The organism is Parvibaculum sp. (genome assembly GCF_035511255.1).
Taxonomy (GTDB): Bacteria; Pseudomonadota; Alphaproteobacteria; order Parvibaculales; family Parvibaculaceae; genus Parvibaculum.
The window spans coordinates 36,768-54,525 of record NZ_DATKFR010000202.1 but is presented as its reverse complement, the minus strand read 5'-3'; the positions used below and the strand labels follow the sequence as shown (position 1 = coordinate 54,525).

Annotated in this window: 17 protein-coding genes; 9 read left to right on the top strand and 8 right to left on the bottom strand. The window is 63.2% G+C overall.

Translation table 11 applies throughout. From position 1 onward, the window contains the following. Window positions 1-292 precede the first annotated feature (292 nt). Both VMR03_RS08010 and VMR03_RS08005 read left to right on the top strand, forming a co-directional pair. The gene (locus tag VMR03_RS08010) at window positions 293-961 is read left to right on the top strand and encodes a cytochrome c oxidase assembly protein (protein WP_325404005.1); all 669 of its coding nucleotides are present in this window, start codon (window positions 293-295) and stop codon (window positions 959-961) included. Between the two features lie 60 nt (window positions 962-1,021). Next, on the top strand, window positions 1,022-1,780 hold the full coding sequence (locus VMR03_RS08005; RefSeq protein WP_325404003.1) for a rhomboid family intramembrane serine protease: 759 nt from the start codon (window positions 1,022-1,024) through the stop codon (window positions 1,778-1,780). Between the two features lie 19 nt (window positions 1,781-1,799). Here the strand turns inward: VMR03_RS08005 and VMR03_RS08000 are convergent, their stop codons facing one another. Genes VMR03_RS08000 through VMR03_RS07980 form a run of 5 tightly spaced genes read right to left on the bottom strand, consistent with a single transcriptional unit; the run spans window position 1,800 to window position 6,831 of the window. Continuing rightward, the gene (locus VMR03_RS08000; RefSeq protein ID WP_325404007.1) at window positions 1,800-2,138 is read right to left on the bottom strand and encodes a slr1659 superfamily regulator; all 339 of its coding nucleotides are present in this window, start codon (window positions 2,136-2,138) and stop codon (window positions 1,800-1,802) included. 40 nt (window positions 2,139-2,178) lie between these two features. After that, window positions 2,179-2,739, bottom strand: a complete 561-nt coding sequence (locus tag VMR03_RS07995; RefSeq protein ID WP_325404001.1) for a slr1658 superfamily regulator — start codon at window positions 2,737-2,739, stop codon at window positions 2,179-2,181. A gap of 4 nt (window positions 2,740-2,743) precedes the next feature. Then, complete coding sequence (locus VMR03_RS07990) at window positions 2,744-5,131, bottom strand: SpoIIE family protein phosphatase (RefSeq protein WP_325403999.1); 2,388 nt, start codon at window positions 5,129-5,131, stop codon at window positions 2,744-2,746. Next, complete coding sequence (locus VMR03_RS07985) at window positions 5,128-6,285, bottom strand: class I SAM-dependent methyltransferase (protein WP_325403997.1); 1,158 nt, start codon at window positions 6,283-6,285, stop codon at window positions 5,128-5,130. The genes VMR03_RS07990 and VMR03_RS07985 overlap by 4 nt, the downstream gene beginning before the upstream one ends. Before the next feature lie 24 nt (window positions 6,286-6,309). Next, window positions 6,310-6,831, bottom strand: coding sequence for a ubiquinone biosynthesis methyltransferase UbiE (locus VMR03_RS07980; protein WP_325403995.1), 522 nt, complete (start codon window positions 6,829-6,831; stop codon window positions 6,310-6,312). A gap of 211 nt (window positions 6,832-7,042) precedes the next feature. On the opposite strand from VMR03_RS07980, the gene VMR03_RS07975 reads away from it, so the two are divergent. Next, entirely contained in the window at window positions 7,043-8,002 is a 960-nt protein-coding gene (locus tag VMR03_RS07975; RefSeq protein WP_325403993.1) for a PP2C family protein-serine/threonine phosphatase, read from the top strand. Between the two features lie 2 nt (window positions 8,003-8,004). Here VMR03_RS07975 and VMR03_RS07970 read toward each other — a convergent pair whose 3' ends face one another. Beyond that, window positions 8,005-8,880 carry an aldose 1-epimerase gene (locus VMR03_RS07970; RefSeq protein ID WP_325403991.1) on the bottom strand — a complete coding sequence of 292 codons (876 nt, stop codon included), beginning with the start codon at window positions 8,878-8,880 and terminating at the stop codon, window positions 8,005-8,007. A 214-nt stretch (window positions 8,881-9,094) separates the two neighbouring features. Here VMR03_RS07970 and ssuD point away from each other — a divergent pair, with 214 nt between their 5' ends. Continuing rightward, the gene (gene ssuD, locus VMR03_RS07965; RefSeq protein ID WP_325403989.1) at window positions 9,095-10,219 is read left to right on the top strand and encodes an FMNH2-dependent alkanesulfonate monooxygenase; all 1,125 of its coding nucleotides are present in this window, start codon (window positions 9,095-9,097) and stop codon (window positions 10,217-10,219) included. A 58-nt stretch (window positions 10,220-10,277) separates the two neighbouring features. Beyond that, the gene (locus VMR03_RS07960; protein ID WP_325403987.1) at window positions 10,278-11,309 is read left to right on the top strand and encodes an alpha/beta hydrolase; all 1,032 of its coding nucleotides are present in this window, start codon (window positions 10,278-10,280) and stop codon (window positions 11,307-11,309) included. Between the two features lie 55 nt (window positions 11,310-11,364). On the opposite strand, the gene VMR03_RS07955 is transcribed toward VMR03_RS07960, so the two are convergent. Beyond that, a complete protein-coding gene (locus VMR03_RS07955) occupies window positions 11,365-11,553 on the bottom strand; it encodes a hypothetical protein (protein ID WP_325403985.1) in 189 nt (62 codons plus the stop codon). A gap of 434 nt (window positions 11,554-11,987) precedes the next feature. Here VMR03_RS07955 and VMR03_RS07950 point away from each other — a divergent pair, with 434 nt between their 5' ends. From VMR03_RS07950 to VMR03_RS07935, 4 genes are read left to right on the top strand one after another with little or no spacing between them, the layout of a single operon-like run. Next, on the top strand, window positions 11,988-12,977 hold the full coding sequence (locus VMR03_RS07950; protein WP_325403983.1) for a lysylphosphatidylglycerol synthase transmembrane domain-containing protein: 990 nt from the start codon (window positions 11,988-11,990) through the stop codon (window positions 12,975-12,977). Then, window positions 12,970-14,415: a UbiA family prenyltransferase gene (locus VMR03_RS07945; protein ID WP_325403981.1), complete on the top strand. Its 1,446-nt coding sequence runs from the start codon at window positions 12,970-12,972 to the stop codon at window positions 14,413-14,415. The genes VMR03_RS07950 and VMR03_RS07945 overlap by 8 nt, the downstream gene beginning before the upstream one ends. 11 nt (window positions 14,416-14,426) lie before the next feature. Further along, on the top strand, window positions 14,427-15,737 hold the full coding sequence (locus VMR03_RS07940) for an FAD-binding oxidoreductase (protein WP_325403979.1): 1,311 nt from the start codon (window positions 14,427-14,429) through the stop codon (window positions 15,735-15,737). Then, a complete protein-coding gene (locus VMR03_RS07935; protein WP_325403977.1) occupies window positions 15,737-16,471 on the top strand; it encodes an SDR family NAD(P)-dependent oxidoreductase in 735 nt (244 codons plus the stop codon). Before VMR03_RS07940 ends, VMR03_RS07935 begins: the two co-directional genes overlap by 1 nt. A gap of 26 nt (window positions 16,472-16,497) precedes the next feature. Here VMR03_RS07935 and VMR03_RS07930 read toward each other — a convergent pair whose 3' ends face one another. Further along, a complete protein-coding gene (locus VMR03_RS07930; RefSeq protein ID WP_414693158.1) occupies window positions 16,498-17,544 on the bottom strand; it encodes a KpsF/GutQ family sugar-phosphate isomerase in 1,047 nt (348 codons plus the stop codon). Window positions 17,545-17,758 lie beyond the last annotated feature (214 nt).

Here is a 17,758-nt window from a genome sequence, read left to right as displayed (position 1 = left end):
GGGAGCGCGGGCTTCTCGGCCGCCGCCGCACCCGTGGCGATCGCGACCGCGAACCCGGATAGCCATAACCCATCGTGAAACCGCGCCATTAGTTCCCCCCTCTGAGCCAATTCCCGCTTTTCCCATGCGGTCTTTGCCGCCCGCGGGTTTGCCTTACCGGCGCGCCAGAATGGCGAAATTCGCGGCCGAACCCAAGAAAATCCGGCACGGGCAGGCCCCGCCGCCCGGCGCGGCAATCCGTCCCGCATTTGAGGCTTGCCGCGACCAAGTGCCTCGCCCTAGCTTGCGCGTCATGTTGTCGTGGTTCCGCTCCAAGAAGCTCCCCTCGGTCGCCCTGTCGCTCGCCATGCTGGCGCTGATGACGGCGGCCGTCTCCTATTCGCCGACGCTCTACCGCTGGTTCTGTGCGGCGACGGGGTATGGCGGCTCGGTGACGGTGAAGCGCTCGACCGACGGCGAGAGCTATGCGCAGTCCGACGCCATCGGCCCTGCGATCACCGTGCGCTTCGACACCAATGTCGCACCGTCTCTCGATTGGGAATTTAAGCCGGAGGTCACGTCGGTCGAGACCCATATCGGCCTGCCGACGACGGTTTACTTCATCGCGAAAAATCTTTCCGACAAGACGATCGTCGGCCGCGCCACCTATAACGTGACGCCGGACGCCGCCGGCTACTACTTCACCAAGACGCAGTGCTTCTGCTTCACGGAAGAAAAGCTGAAGCCCGGCGAGACGGCGCGCATGCCGGTGGTCTTCTATGTCGATCCGGAAATGCTCACCGACATGACGGCAAAGAGCATCCGCACCATCACGCTCTCCTATTCCTTCTTCCGGCAGGAAGCGGACACCGCCGCCATCGCCGATGCGCGCCCGCTCGCCGATGCCTCGAAGGCGGACGCCGAAGCGCTGGCGCGGACGAAGGAAGCCGAGTTCGAGCCGGCGGAAGTCAGGCGCCGCTAGCACAGGCCGGAATAGACCTGTAACGTCGAGGCCGGATATCTCCGCGAGCGGAAGGCTTCGATGTTCCCGATCTCCGACGACAACCCGGAACCAGGCCGCCCGATCGTCACCTGGGCGCTCATCGCGGCCTGTATTGCCGTGTTCCTCTGGCAGATGTCGCTGCAGGGCGGCAATGCCGAACGCGCCGTCTTCCAGTTCGGCGCGGTGCCCGCCACGCTCTTTGGAAAGGCGGATGCGAATGCCGTCATTCCCGCCTGGGCGACGATCCTCACCTCCATGTTCATGCATGGCGGCCTCGCCCATCTCGGCGGGAACATGCTCTATCTCTGGATATTCGGCGACAATGTCGAGATCGCCATGGGGCGTGCGAAGTTCTTCGTCTTCTATCTCGTCTGCGGAACGATCGCGGCGCTGACGCAAGCCTTTCAGTCGCCCGCTTCGACGGTGCCGCTGATCGGTGCGAGCGGCGCGATTTCCGGCGTGCTCGGCGCCTATCTTCTGTTGCAGCCCTTCGCGCATGTCCGCGTCGCGATCATGCCGCTGCCCTTCTTCATCCGCGTCATCAGCGTGCCGTCGCTCGTCGTGCTCGGCTTCTGGTTCGTGATCCAGTTCGTCAGCGGACTTGCGAGCGACCCGGAGAAGGGCGGCGTCGCCTTCTGGGCGCATGTCGGCGGCTTCGTCGCGGGGGTGGTGCTGATGCCGTTCTTCAAGAGGCGCGACGTCGCGCTCTTTCAAAAGGGAACGCCGCGCGTGTTCGACGCGCGGCGCAATCGTGACGGAGACGGTCCCTGGGGCAACCGTCGCGGGCCCTGGGGCTGAAGCCGGAAACCCTTCGGCGTCAGTCGATGACGAGTTCGACCGCCGGGTGAAGCTTCTTCAGGTTCGGCAGCGACTTGGACTGCCACGGAATCTTGGTCGATCCCTTGACGCCGAGGCCGACGCCAGGCTGCTTGCGCACCTCGATGGTGAACTTCGCCAGCAGGTTGATGCCCGAGCTGTTGAGGAATTCGAGGCTCGTCAGATCGAGCGTGATGCGTTCGGGCTTTGCCGCCAGAACCTTGTCCATCATCTCCTGGATCGGTGCATAGGCCTCGGTGCCCGAGAGCCGCATCGTGCCTTCGTAATAGATCGCCGCTCCGTCGGTCCACACCCGATATTCGCTGGTCTTGATTTCCATGGTGGTCATCTTGGCTTTCAGTCAGAGGTCAGGCTTTAGATCACGAAAGGGCGAGAGCTGCGAATGTTTCGAGCCGGACGGGCGCATCGCGGCCCGCCTGCTCGAAGGTCCAGCCGAGTTCGGCGCCGTAATCGTTCATGAGGGTGAGGATGCCGAGGCCGGATCCGCCGGCGTCCGGATCTTCCGCGTTGGCTTCGATGCGCTCGATGAGAAGCTCGCCCGGGTCGCGCGAGACGATTTCCTCGAGCAGCGTACCAAAGCGCGTCGTCGTTTCCGCCGAGGCGAAATTGGCGAGCTTCAGCGTGAAGTTCCGTCCGTCGAGCGAGGCCTCGAGCACGACGTCGCCCGGCGCGCGGAATTTCACCGCATTCTCGGCAAGTTCGTTGACGAGATAGCCGATGCTGTGGCGCGCATCGTTGACGTTGGCGCCACTCGCGGCCGAAAGACCGGAGAAGAAATCGCCGAGGAACTCCGCCGTCGCGCCGGCATGGCTCCAGCCGAGTTCGAGCGGTCCGTCGAAAAAGACGAGGCGCAGGGTCGGCGTTTCGGCCGCCGCCCGGGGGACGGCGCCATAGCTCTTGCCGGAGGGAGGGGTCGTCATGCGCTCACCTGTGCTTCAGGACGACGAGCGTGATGTCGTCATGGATTTTCTGTGTGCCGATATGCGCCATCAGATCGTCGATGATGCCGCGCTTGATGTCGTCGGCATTGCCATGCGCATGGCGCTTGGCGCTGTCGCTCAGCCGTTCGAGCCCGAAGAGCTCGCCCCTGGGGCTTTCGGCTTCCGTCACACCATCGGTGTGGAGGATCATTACGTCGCCGAGATCGAAGCGGATGTCCTTCGTCGCGGTGAAGGCCGAGATGTCGAATTCGAGGCCGACGGGGAAGCCGAGATCGATCGTGTCGATGCGCTCCACCTCGCCATTCCGACGCACGATCAGCACTTCCTCGTGCTGGCCGGACAGCGTCATCTGCCGGTCGGCATAGTCGATGAAGGCGAGCGAAAGATGCTTGCCCGATTCCGTGCGTTCGATGTTCTTGTAGATGGCGCGGTTGAGGACGTTGAGGAAGTTCTTGGGGTCGTCCTCGCCGCGTTCCTGCAGCGCGCGGGCGACCGACTGCACCATCAGCATGAGGACGCCGCTTTCGAGCCCGTGGCCCGTCACGTCCCCGATGCCGATCTTGACGCGGGCGCCGGCCTGCAACACGTCGTAATAGTCGCCGCCCACCTCGTCGGCCGGTTCCATGTAGCTTGCGATGTCGAGGCGTGGAATGGCGTCGAGTTCGCCGGGCTTCGGCAGCACCATCATCTGGACCTGCCGTGCGATGTCGAGTTCGGCGCCGAGGCGGAGGTTCTCGCCCTTGAGCTTCTCGTTGAGCTTCAGGATTTCCTCATTGGCATCGCCGAGCTGCTTGGTTCTTTGCTCGACGAGCTGTTCGAGGTTTTCGGTGTGATAGCGGATTTCCTCCGCCATGCTGTTGAAGGCGGTGCCCACCTCGCCGACCTCGTCGCCGGAGGGGATATGGACGCGCACCGAATAATCCTTGTCGCGCAGGCGACGCGCGGCGCTCGCGAGCTGGCTCAGGCCCGCCGTGATGCGCTTCGAGATGCCGAAGACGGCGGCGAGCACCACCATCAGCGAAAAGACGAGGATTCCGCCCTGCCATTGCATGATGCGCGTGGTGGCGCTCGAAATCTTGGTCTGCGCCGCAAACAGAGAGGCGTAAATCTCGCGTTCCGGCACGACGAAGCCGAGGGCGAGGTTTTCGGCGACGATCGGGCCGCTGCCGTTCCAGAGATTGACCGGCTTCAGTCGGCGAAGCACGACGATATAGGGAACCTGCTCGCCTCTTTCCTGGAGAAAGATATGGCGGATCGTCGTTTCGTCGTTCGTCGGCATTTCGAGGGAGGCGATGGTCTTCTGGCTGCTCTTGCGCAGCGAACGCTCGGTGCCGGTAACGCCTTGTCCGGTCGCGCCGCTCGCGGTCGTGAGGCCCAGCACCTTTTCGCCGGCGGGATTGATCGCCAGCACATTGCCGTTCGACATGGTGAGGAAGCCGAAGCCCGTCTCTGCGAGCTTGACGCTCTGCACGATGTCGGCGAGCTGTTCGAGCGTGATGTCGGCGGCGACCATGCCGGCGACATGCTGGCGGTCCTTCGACCAGAGAGGGTGGAAGAAGCTGACGATGAGATTGCCGGTGATGGCGTCGATATAGGGCGCCGTCGTCGTGATGTCGGTCGCGACGGGGCGCGCACCGGGCTTTCCGATCCAGCCCTGCCAGTCCTCATAGACGCCGGGAAAGAAGAAATCCCAGAAGTTCGCCTTGTTATGGCCGGGATAGAGCTTGTCGAAGGTCTGCGCCTGGTCGGAATAGGGTGTCGTGCGCATGATCGGACGGTCCTTTGGACCGACATAATAAAGCTGCAGCTTTTTCGCGCCGGTCGCCATCAGGCTCGCGCCGAAGACGTCGAAGATCGCGTTCTGCTGAATGTCGCTCAGAATGTCGGGCCGTGGCTTGTGGTCGGGTCCGAGAAGATAGCCCCAGACGCTCATGACCGAGGGAGCGCCGGGCTTGTTCTGCGCCCATTCGCCCTTCGTGTCGTAGCTGAGCGGCGGCACGAAAGTCGGATCGGCGGCGATCGCCTTGCCGATCGCGGCCTTGGTCTCTGGATGGTCGATCAGCATCTGCATCGAGCCGGCGAGCGCGCTCACTTCCGAAAAGACGCGGTCGAGCAGCAGGTCGGCGCGCAGCGCCGTCGTCTCGATGTAGTTCTGCAGATATTCCTGGCTCGCCTTGGTAAGGCCCTGCTCGATCTCATGCGTCGCGTCGCGCGAGAGACGGTTGACGTTCCAGAGCGCGATGCTGCCCGAGAGCAACAGGTCGAAGAGCACCGCGGCGCCGACGACCAGAACGAACTTCGCACGGAAGCTCTTCGGCGCGAAAGCCCCGAGAGAAGAGCGGATGCGATGGGGAAAAGTTATGTCGCTCATGCCGGTTTGCGTCCCGACGCGACCCAGATCGGCCAGCCCGCATAGCCCTTGGGGTGCAGCGCCGCGAAGATATGATCCTGAAAGCCCTGACGGAACTTCTTGTTGAACTCCTCGCTGTCGCCGCGCTCGACCGACATCTTGCCGGCATAGACGTCTTCCCAGGCCTGGATGACGTCGGCGAAATCCTGCGGATCTCCATCGAGATTGGTGACCATAAAGGATTCCATGCGGATATCCTCGAAGCCCGTCTCCATCATGTAGCGACGGCTCTTCGGTCCGAGCTCGATGTCCATCTTGAAATGGTCCCAGAGCCTGGCGACTTCCGTGTAGGTCCACTGGATGCTCTCGCCGCGCGGCTCGCCGAGGCAATGGGAGTTTTTCTCATTGGTGATATAGACGCGGCCGCCCGGCTTGCAGATGCGGAAAAGCTCCTTGAGGATCAGCTCCGGCCTGTCGAAGACCTGCAGCGAATGGCGGCAGGTGACGAAATCGAACTGATTGTCTTCCAGCAGCATCTGCGATGCGTCGCCATAGACATATTCGATGCCCTTGATGCCGAAGTCCGCGGCGACCTTGCGCGCATAGGCGAGGCTCGGCTTCGCGTGGTCGATGGCGACCAGGCGCGACGGCGTGAATTCCTTGTAGATGAGGGCGGCGAAATCGCCGATGCCGCAGCAGACGTCGGCGACGGCCATTCCGGGCTTCAAGCCGTGTCGGGGCAGGATTTCGCGCTCATGGCGCCAGGTCATCTTGGTCTGGGTGCGCAGGATTGGAATGAAGCCGCCATCCTCGAGCACGTCCTGTCCCGGATAGAACTGCGTGTCGTATTGCTCGACGGAAATATTCGGGCTGATGCGCGCGAGTTTCGAGAATTTCCGCGCCGACCATCCGACGACGCTCGACGTCACCACCGAAATCTTGAGGTCCGGTTTTTCCTGGCAGGCCCGCGTGACGAGGCCGGCCAACTCGTGAAAGGCGATGTTGTTGAGCCGGATGAGCCGCTTGACGTTGAGATAGAGCGTACCGTTGACGGCGCGCGCCGATTTCTCGAAGGTCTTGCGCAACTCGCCGAGCTCGCCGGCGCTTTGCGGGCTCATGGACCCTGCAACCATCAGTTCCTGGTTGTTGTCGTCGTAGCGGATCGTGAATGACATGGCGGCGCCCCCCAAAGGCGCGGATCAGGCTGGCATCTCTTCAAGGGCGAGATCGGCAACGAGGCGCACGGCGTTGCCTTCGCCGGGTTCGAGAGAAAGCCGCGCTTTATAATCGACGGCGAGTTCGAGAAGGCCGATGCTCGGGTCGAGCGTCCCGTCGGCGAGAAGCGCCGCGACATAGCGCTCTGCGACGTTGTTCCCGTGCGACTCCTCGATCGCCCGCGCATAGAAGCCGCGCAGATCCTCGTCGCAGGGAATGGTGAGCTCGATACGGTCGACGGGCCCCGACCGCGAAACATGACAGGCGAGATCGCCACCGCCCCTGTGCGCGCGAAAGGCGGTTTCGAGAAGCTCGTTCAAGGCCGACGAAAAAAGATTGGCGTAGAGAAGGCTGTCGGTTCTGTTGTGGCTGACCATGCGCGCCACATAGGTCGCGATCTTGTCGCAATGGGCCCAGTTCGACGCAAAGGTCTCGACCCCGAGGGCAATCTCGAACAGCGGCTTGAAATCCGCACCGCCGTCGCGCAAACGAGCGTCCGCACTCATGAAGTTGTCCTGCAAAAACAGCCTGATAGCCCCGATCGGCTCAGAAGGTATCCGCTTTTCACACCTTGTCCAGCCGAAGTGAGTGAATACGACAAGGGTAAAAATTCGGCCCTCATGCCCCAAGTCTGCCTGAAGTCTTTTTTGCGCCGGATGCTTCACTTTTGCGACGGCCTTGCGCCGGTCTCCCGGCCCCCTTATCACAATGTCCATCATGGAAAAATCGACCGTCAGCCGCCCAAGGAATCCCGTTAAGAGACCCGGACCGGGCAAGGCCCGCGCGGCCCGTCCGTCCGTTTCGGTGCAGCTTGCGGAGGCGAAGGCCGAGATCGCGCGGCTCAGTGCCGAATATGAGGATCTGAAGCTTCTCTACGAGGCGACGATCGACCATGGCGAGGCGGTCGAGGACGAACTGGCCGAAAAGAACATCCTTTTGCAGCGCACGCAGAAACGCCTGGACGAGGAACTGGCCGATGCCACGCGCTATGTGATGTCGATCCTGCCCACGCCGCGCACGGTCGCGCCCGCCACCGACTGGCTGCTCGTGCCGTCGACCGAGCTCGGCGGCGACAGCTTCGGCTATCACGAAATCGACGACGACCACATAGCCTTCTATCTGCTCGACGTCTGCGGCCATGGCGTCGGCGCGGCGCTGCTCTCGGTGACGGCGATCAACGTGCTCCGCTCTTCCGCGCTTCCCAACACGGATTTCCGCGATCCCGCCGCCGTGCTCGGCGCGCTCAACGAAGCTTTTCCGATGGAAAAGCAGAACGACATGTATTTCACCATCTGGTACGGCGTTTACCGGCGTTCGACCGGACAGCTCAGCTATTCGAGCGCCGGCCATCCGCCCTCGATCCATCTGCGCGACGGTGCCGATGGCATCGAGGTCGCGGAGCTGACGGCCAGGGGGGTCGCGCTCGGTACCTTCCCGGGCATCACTTATCGCTGCGCGACCAAGGAGATCGAACCCGGAGACCGGCTGCTTCTCCTCAGCGACGGGACTTTCGAGGTCGAGACGGGGCCCGGCGAAATGTTGCCCTTTTCGAGCTTCGTAGACTTCCTCGCCCTCCCCGGCGGCGACGAGCCCGCAAAAATCCATGAATGGATCCGGTCGCTGAACGGCGAGGGACCTCTACCCGACGATTTTTCGCTGCTGCGCGTCGTCTTCTGAATTCAACGCCAAACGACTTCGAAGCGGCAGGAGAGATGCGTCTCCTCGCCAGGTTCGAGGACTCGCAGACCCGTGACGGCCGGGGTCTCGCCGCTGTTGAAGGCGTCGGGCACATGAGTCGAGGGCTCGACGCAGAAGAAGTCGTGGTCCCGCGGCGTATAGATGATCGTATGCGTTGCGCCGGGTCGGGTGATGCGAAGAGCCTGAGGACGATCCGCCCAGTCGATCCGAAGAGCCCCGTCGTTTCCCGAGAAACAATGATCGAGCGCCAGCGGCGCGATCTCCCGGCCCCGGATGAAGTCGATCGCGGCCGGGGTTTCGATCCTTCGCAGCGGCAACAGATCGGGCGTCATTTCCCAGATGAAGGGCAGTGCAGCCGTCAGCCGCGCCGCATGCCGCCCTGGAAAGAAGGGGTGGAGTCCCAGCCCTGCGGGCATGCGTGCGTCCGAGCGGTTGGCGATCGAGAGCGCGATGGTGAGGCTCGTCTCGTCGAGCGTGAAATGCTGCTCGGCGTCGAAGGCCCAGGGCCAGTCGCCACCCGGATGGCGAAAGACGAGCAAGGCGTCGCTCGGGCCGCTCCGCGCCACCGTCCAGGGGTGTCGCCAGCCGAGCCCGTGGATCGCATGGGGAAGCGCGATCGGATCGGGAGGTAGCGTCACCACGCGACCCTCGAACGTGAAGCGCCCCCAGGCGATGCGCCCGGAGAAAGGCAGGAGCGGATGGCAGGCCATGGCCATCGGGTTCTGCTCGTCCGAGGCGTGCCCGGTCGCGGAAAAGGGACGCAGCATCTCCTGACCGGCCGCCGAGAAGGATGCGAGGCTGCCGCCCGCGAGAGGCGCGATCCGGGCATCGAGCGAACCGACGGAAAGGTGGATCATCGCAGTCCTGGATGTCGTCCGAAGGAGAATGCTGCGCCGTTTCGGGCGCAGGTCAGCCTCGCGCGTCGCCATGCCGTCGCCAAGACCGAATGCGCGGCAGGGGTATGAAAGTTTCGGAGATGCGTCACTTCGCCCGGGACTGCCGCAGGGGCTTGCCCGGGGCGAGCTGAAATTATATAGTCTATCAAATCGATAGACATAAAGTAGGTGTGAAATGTCGCGAACATCCTTCCTGTGGTTCCTGCCGACCTCCGGCGACGGCCGTTATCTCGTCTCGCCCAGCGGGCGCAGGCCGCTCACCCTCGACTACGCTCAACGGATCGCGACCAGCGCCGACGCGCTCGGCTATGACGGCATGCTGCTGCCGACGGGCGTTCACTGCGAGGACGCTTGGACGATCGCCTCGGCGCTCATCCCGGCAACGCAGCGCCTGAAATTTCTGATCGCATTGCGTCCAGGGCTCATCGCGGCGCCGCTTGCCGCGCGCATGGCGGCGACCTTCGACCGGCTCTCCAACGGACGCCTTCTTATCAATGTCGTTTCGGGCAGTAGCAATGCCGAGCACAGGGGCGACGGCCTCTTCCTCGATCACGATGAGCGTTACGATCTGGCAGATGAATATCTGACCGTATGGCGAGAGCTCCTCGAAAAAGGAAAATCGGATTTCGACGGCAGGCATGTCAAGGTCGAGAAGGCGCAAAGCGTTTTCCCCGCCGTCCAGCGCCCGCATCCACCGCTCTACTTCGGTGGCTCTTCACCCGCCGGCATTCGCGTCGCGGCGAAGCACATCGACACCTATCTCACATGGGGCGAGCCGCCGCAGCAGGTGGCGGAGAAGATTGCAACCGTGCGCGCGGCGGCAAAGGAAGTTGGGCGACCGGCGGACCGCGAACTGAAATTCGGCATCCGCCTCCATGTCGTCGTGCGCGACACGGTGGAGAAAGCCTGGGACGCCGCAAACGATTTGCTGCGCGATGTCGACGGCGATCTCATCGCACGCTATCAGGCGGCCCTCGGGACGCATGATTCCGAAGGGCAGCGGCGCATGCAGGCGCTGCATGGCGGTAAGCGCGAAAATCTCGAGGTCAGTCCCAACTTGTGGGCGGGTGTCGGTCTCGTGCGTGGCGGCGCCGGCACGGCGCTCGTCGGCGATCCGCAAACGGTGGCCGATCGCATCAATGAATACCGGGCGCTCGGTATCTCCTCTTTTGTGTTGTCCGGCTATCCGCATCTGGAAGAGGCATACAGATTTGCCGAGGACGTCGTCCCGCTTGTGCGCGCGAGCGAGATCGAGGGGACCGAAGAACGTGAGTTGCGGTTGAACGTGGCCGCGTCCTGATCGAGGCGATCGAAGACCGGCAGGGGTGTCGAAGGGGGATTTGGAAAGGAGTTCGACGATGAGCGACATATCGGCATTCTCGAATCGTCCCCGCGACACCTCGGCTCTTCTGTCGAGGAAGTTCGCACTTATTCCGGGTACAGAAGGTATCCTGGATCCGGCGGCAGCGGGGGTCATCGCCCGCCTTGCTCATGCCGGCCCACGTTCGGAATTGACGGCGATCGAGGCGCGAAAGCGCTACAATGCAGCCAGAAAGCCGTTTTTGGCGCCGGCCGAAGCCGTCGAAAGCGTGATGGAACTCCGGCCTGTGACGGCGGGTGTGCCCAAACTCACGATCTTCCGACCTGCGGGTTCGAAACCGGCAGACGCGCTGCCGGGCCTTGTTTTCCTGCACGGCGGCGGCTGGACGCTGGGCGATCTCACCATCTACGAGCCTCTGGTGCGTCTGCTCGCCAATGAAACGGGCTCGGCCGTGATCTGGGTCGATTACCGGCTCGCGCCGGAGTACCCATTTCCGGCAGCGCTCGACGATGCGGCGGCCGCCGCGAAATGGGTGCAGAAGAACGCGCATTGGCTTGGCCTCGATCCGGCGCGCATCGGCATCGGCGGTGACAGTGCCGGCGCGAACATCGCCGCCGTCACCGCGCTCGCCGCGCGCGACGGGCAGATCGCCTTCGAGCCCGCTTATCAGATGCTGCTTTATCCATGCGTCGATCTGACGGCGAGTCTGCCATCGCATCAGCACTTTGCCGAGGGCTACCTGCTCACCGCCGATCTCTATGCCTGGTATAGGCGCAATTATATAGGCAGAGGTCCGAGCGCCGCGGACTGGCGCGTATCGCCGCTCTTTGCTTCGTCTTTCACGGATGTGGCGCCGGCGATCGTCCTTTATGCGGGTTTCGATCCTTTGCGCGACGAAGCTGCGGCTTATACGGCGCGGCTGCGCGGAGCGGGCGTTACGGTGGAGACGCTTTTCTTTCCCGGCCAGATTCACGGCTTCCTGAATATGGGCGGCGCCATACCGGCGGCCGGCGTCGCGACGGCACGTATCGGTGCCGCGGTGAAGAAGCTGATCGCACAGCAATCCTGAACGTGGGCCGACGAAGGTCACATCGCGCTGTCGCCGCGATGTGACCGCTGCCGGTTCAGCTCGCGCGCGCGAGCGGCCGCGTCAATGCGCGTGCAGCAATTTCAGCTTTCGAAGGCGAGGTATAGCTCGTTCCTTCCAATTGCGCATAACGCGGGTTGGACGCATAGAAATAATAATCACGGCCGGTTCTGACGATAATGCCGGCGGCCTCGTCGTCGATCTCGATCACATAAGCGTCGGTCATGAATACTCCTCTGGCCGGCGCGCATATAACGCGCTTCTCCGGCCCGCGCTCCATCGGCGCGACGAAAATTCTGTGAAGATTTTGCTGCTCGGGAGAGCAAGCACCCGGTATGTCGCTGTCAGGGGCGACAACACATCCGTTCGGCGCCAAAAGCATTCGTCATGACGTCGCCGGGCAGTCCCATATGCAGGAACGCGACAAGGCCGCTAACGCGCAGCGGAACGGGATTATGGATCGTCATGCGTGGCTCCATCCGCAGGGCGGGATTAGCACGACCGCATTTATACACTACTAAATTGGTATGGAAAAGACCTTTCGCGCGGGCGGAGAAAAACATTGAGAACCCGTTCACCTCTCCCCGGTAATCTCGCGTTAGGAATAATATTCGGCGGGCTGGCACAAGGTGCCCGGGCGGATCAGCAAAGAGGCTCCTGGTGCCTATACCGGCAAAATGGCGACGCAACGCGGCGGGTGTGACGGCGGTTGCGCTCGCAGGTTACATTGCCGTCGCGGTGACGGTGCAGGGCGGACGTATCGTCGAGGCGGTCGCCGGTATCGGCCTTCCGGTGTTGCTGGCGGTCCTGACCCTGTCGCTTTTCAATTATGGCCTCCGCTTCTGGCGCTGGCAGCTCTACCTGGGCTGGCGGAATTTTGAAATTCCCGCCCTCCGCAGCCTTGTCGTCTATCTTTCGGGCTTTGCGCTGACCGTCAGTCCCGGCAAGGCGGGCGAAGCGGTGCGCTGCCTTTATCTGAGCGACGAGGGCGTTCCCTACAAGGCGAGCGTCGCGTTGCTCTTTGTCGAGCGGCTGATGGATCTCTTCGCCATCGTGGTCCTCTCGGCGTTCCTTCTCACGATCCGCGCCGATCTCGCTTGGGCGATCGCCTGCGCTACGGCGCTCCTTCTGGTCGCGCTTGCCGTCATTGTGTGGAAGGAGACGCCCGCCTTCCTCGTTATGCTCGGTACGCGGTTGGGCGGACGCGTCGGCGGGCTGCTCGAATGGATCGCCGAAATGCTCGGACATTCGCGCCGCCTCCTCGCCTGGAAGCGGCTCGCGGGTATACTTCTGCTGAGCGTCGTCGCCTGGGGCGTCGAGGGCTATGGCGTCTGGCTTCTCGCTTCGGCTCTTGGACATGACATCGGTCTTGGCGTATCGCTCGGCATTTACGGCCTCGCTATTCTTGCCGGTGCCGCCGCGATTTTCCTGCCGGCCGGGCTCGGCGGCACGGAGGCTGCGATGACCGCCCTTCTTGCCGCGGCGGGATTGCCGGTCGCGGAGGCGATCGCAGTCACGCTGGTCTGCCGTCTGGCTACCCTATGGTTCGCTGTGATGATCGGTGTCGGGGCGCTGGCGACCGCCGAACTGATGTTTGCGCCCGGGCGAAAGCTGATTACCCTGAAGAGCGACGGGGCCACTTATGAATGAAGCGATTCTTGCCTCGGAAAGTGTGCTTTGCGTCGATCTCGACGGCACCTTTTCGCGGACCGACACGTTGACCGAGGCGCTCCTGCTCCTGCTCAAGCAGAAGCCCTGGAGCCTGTTGCTGTTGCCTTTCTGGCTCCTCGGCGGCAGGGCTCATTGCAAGGCCGAGATCGCGCGCCGTATCGATTTTGACCCCGCGGCTCTTTCATATAACGAGGAGTTGCTTGCCTGGCTTCGAGCCGAGCAAGAGGCAGGTCGCAAAATCGTTCTCGCCTCGGGCGCCGACCGCCGGATCGTCGACGCGATCGCCGCCCATCACGGTTTCTTCGGCGCCGTGGTCGCAAGCGACGGCCGCAACAACATGACCGGCGCTGCAAAGGCGCGCGTGCTCAAGGAGCGGTTTGGCCGTTACGACTATGTCGGCAACGCACAGGTGGACATGCCCGTTTGGGCCGGCGCGGACGCGGCCCTGCTCGCCGCAGGTCCTAGCGATATCGAGCAGGTACTGTCGAAACGCGTCGCTTTTGCGCGCGTCTTCCGACCGGAAGGCGAGCGCCCGTCGCGCTTGAAGTTATGGGTCAAGGCGCTGCGTCTTCATCAGTGGGTGAAGAACACACTTCTTTTCGTGCCGCTGGTGCTTTCGCACCAGATTTTCGATCAGACAAAGCTCACGGCGGCCGGCCTGGGCTTCATCGCCTTCAGCCTTTGCGCATCGAGCGTCTATCTCCTCAACGATCTTCTGGACCTCGGTGCCGACCGCAAACATCCAAGCAAGCGGTTGCGCCCCTTCGCCGCGGCGACATTGCCGCTCGAGCAAGGCCTGGTCGCGATCCCGGTTCTTCTTGTCGCGGGTTTCGCGCTCGCAATCCGGGTCGATCCGTTCTTCGCTGCCGTCCTCGCGGTCTATTATCTCGTGACGCTCGCCTATTCGCTCGATCTGAAGCGGCGGGCCCTTCTCGACGTTTTCACGCTGGCCTCGCTCTATACGCTGAGGATCATCGCCGGGGCAGTTGTCGTTCATGTGGCGCTCTCCCCCTGGCTGCTCGGCGTTTCGATCTTTCTTTTTCTGAGCCTCGGCGTGGTGAAGCGCGTGGCCGAGATTGAATCCGGTCGCCAACGCGGGGTCACACTTCTTCATGGCCGCGGATACCAGACGGACGATCTCGTCATCCTGCAGATGCTGGGCGTTGCGTCCGGCTATGCGAGCGTCGTCGTGCTCGCGCTTTATGTCAGCGCCCCCGAAGCGCAGGCGCTCTATCCCCATCACCAGCTTCTCTGGCTTTTCGCGCCGCTGATGCTCTACTGGATCAGCCGCGTCTGGCTTCTGACACATCGGGGACTGATGCATGACGACCCGATCGTCTTTGCTTTGAGGGATCCGGTCAGTCGGGCAATCGGCGCGATCGCGGCCGTCATCATCGCTCTGGCAGCGGTCGGATGAAGCCCGCGACGATGAAAGCCATGAGCTGGGGCCGTTACCCGCGCGTCGCGCAGAGCGTCGTCGGCATGCCGAACCGTCATGAGCCGCTTCCCTTGCCGCCGGAGGGCAGCGTCCTCGCCCACGGATTTGGCCGCAGCTATGGCGACAGTTGCCTGAATGGCGGCGGCACGCTCATCGACACCACGAGCCTCGACCGCTTCATTTCCTTCGATCGCCAGACCGGCGAGATCGCCTGCGAGACGGGCGTCTCTCTCGCCGAAATCATCGACGTGGCCCTGCCGCATGGCTGGTTTCTGCCCGTCACGCCCGGCACGAAATTCGTGACGCTGGGCGGCGCCATCGCCAACGACGTGCACGGCAAGAACCATCACCGCGAGGGGACGATCGGACGCCACATAAGAGGCTTCGAACTCCTGCGTTCGGACGGAACAAGGCTGTCCTGCTCGCCGGCCGAGAATGCCGATTATTTCGCCGCGACCATCGGCGGACTCGGCCTCACAGGTCTCATTACGCGGGCGACGCTGCAGTTGAAGCGGGTCGGCTCGTCGTATGTCGCCGGCCAGTCGATCAAGTTCGGCGGTCTCGACGAATTTTTCGTTCTGAGCGCCGAATCGGCAGCGAGCCATGAATATGTGGTGTCCTGGATAGATTGCCTCGGCCGCGGCGAGACCTTCGGGCGCGGTCATTTTCTACGGGCAAACGTTCTCGACGCCGATGCCGCCGGCGGAATCAAGGCGCGTCGGCCCCTGCCGCTGGCCGTCCCGGTCATGCCGCCCATGTCGCTCGTCAACCGGTGGACGCTGAAAGCCTTCAACGCGGCCTACTACAACCGCCAGACGCCGCGCATCGTGGAGAGGGTCTGGACCCTCGACGCCTTCCACTATCCGCTCGACGCGATCGCGAACTGGAATCGCATTTACGGCCCCAGGGGGTTCCTTCAATACCAGGCCGTGGTGCCAGCGCGCGATCAACGCGACGTCTCGGAAGCCCTGCTGGCGGAGATCGGCCGTAGCGGGCAGGGCTCTTTCCTCGTCGTCTTCAAGGTTTTCGGCGATCTCGCTTCGCCGGGCCTTCTCTCCTTCCCGATGCCCGGGACGACGCTGGCACTCGACTTCCCGATCCTGGGCGAAAAGACCTTCGCGCTGCTCGACCGGCTCGATGCCATTGTGATGGAAGCCGGAGGGCGTCTTTATCCAGCCAAGGATGCGCGCATGTCGCCCGCCTGTTTCGGACATGGCTATCCGCAGCGAAATACGTTCCGTAACTTCGTCGATCCGCGCTTCGGTTCCAGCTTCGCGCGGCGTGTCATGGAGAATGCCTGATGAACCGCGTCCTGATCTTCGGTGCGACTTCGGCGATCGCGCAGGAGACCGCGCGATCCTTGGCGGGGGAGGGCGCACGCTTTTTTCTGGTCGCGCGCAATGAAAGAACGCTTGCCGATGTTGCAGCCGACCTCGAAGTGCGCGGTGCGGCGGAGGTGACGGTCAGGGTCGCGGATCTTGCCGAACTTGGCGCGCTCGATGAGCTTTGCGACGCTGCGCAGGCGGCGCTGGGCGGCATCGACATGGCGCTGATTGCACAAGGCGTTCTTCCGGACCAGCAGGCCTGCGAGGCGTCGGCCGCCGAAACGCTCGATGCACTGCGCGTCAACACCGCGGGGCCCGCCGCGTTGATGATCCGTATCGGTAATATCCTGTCGCTTCAGGGCTCCGGCACGCTTGTCGTCGTTTCATCCGTTGCCGGGGATCGCGGGCGGCCGAGCAACTACATCTATGGCGCCTCGAAGGCGCTGCTGTCGGTCATGGGCGAAGGCATGGCTCTCGCGCTGGCCGGCAAGGGCGTCAAGGTCCTGGTGGTGAAGCCGGGCTTCGTCGATACGCCGATGACGGCGGCATTTCCAAAAGGCGCCCTCTGGGCGAGCGCTCAATCCGTCGGCAAGGACATTGCAGCCGCCGTGAAAAAGGGTAGGCGCGGCGTGATTTATGTCCCCTTCTGGTGGCGCTTTGTCATGCTCGTCGTCCGTTTCGCCCCCGGCTTTCTCGTGCGCCGGCTTTAGGAGCGTTCGCCCCGTGGGCGGCCGGTTCAGGCGACGCCCGCCCTCAGGAAGTCGTGGACATGGACGACGCCCACCGGCTTGCCGTTCTCGACCACGAAGAGGCTGGTGATCTTCTTCTCGTTGAGAAAATTCAGCGCCTCGGTCGCGAACATGGTCGGCGGAACCGTTTTCGGCGACACGTTCATGATCTCGCCGACGCGCTTTTCGAGAAGCCCGGCGCCCATGTGGCGACGAAGATCGCCATCGGTGACGAGGCCGGCGAGAAGTCCCCGGTCGTCGACAATGCCGAGGCAGCCGAGGCTCTTGCTCGACATCACGATCAACGCCTCCGACATCGGCGTGTCGGCCTTGGCGAGCGGCATCTCGTCGCCCCTGTGCATGATGTCGGAGACATGGCGAAGCTGCGCGCCGAGCTTGCCGCCTGGATGGAAGATGCGGAAATCGCTCGCCGTGAATCCGCGACGCTCGATGAGCGCGACGGCGAGCGCATCGCCCAGGGCGAGTTGCATCGTCGTTGACGTCGTCGGTGCGTTGGTGTTCGAACACGCTTCCTCGCTCTTGGGCAGCACGAGGGCGATATCGGCGGCCTCGCCGAGCGCGCTCTTTGCCTCGGCGGTGATCGCGATCAGCGGAATCGCGAAGCGCTTGGTATAGGAGATGATGCTCAGGAGCTCGGCGGACTCGCCCGACCAGGACAGGGCGAGAATTGCATCGTCGCGGGTGATCATGCCGAGGTCGCCATGGCTGGCTTCCGCCGGATGGACGAACTGCGAGGGCGCGCCCGTCGAGGCGAGGGTGGCGGCGATTTTGCGTCCGATATGGCCGCTCTTGCCCATCCCCGTGACCACGATGCGGCCCTTGACCGCGAAAAGGCGCTCGACGGCCTCCGAAAAGCGACCATCGAGTGACGCGGCAAGTGCTTTCAGGCCGGCGATTTCGAGATCGAGCGTACGGTGGGCCGAAGCAAGATGGCTGGAGTTTTCCGGCTCTTTGGATTTATTTGCGGGTGACAAGGGGCTGTCCTGGTCGTTGACTGCCGACAAGAGGGGCCGGCGGGATATGACCGGCACCATAACATATTCTTCGTTAACGGGTCCGGATCGGGTTGCGCCTTGCTTGCACGGCCCGTACCACGGGATACTACTGTTGCGAGCTTGCGGTAGAATGCTCTACCACAAGGGGCGGATGGTTGCGGATATGTCCCACGGGGCTGTCGCGGGCCAGCCCCAAGGCGCGAAAGTTCGGGTCGAACGTGTTTGAAGGAATCGTAAGACGAATTCGCGAGGC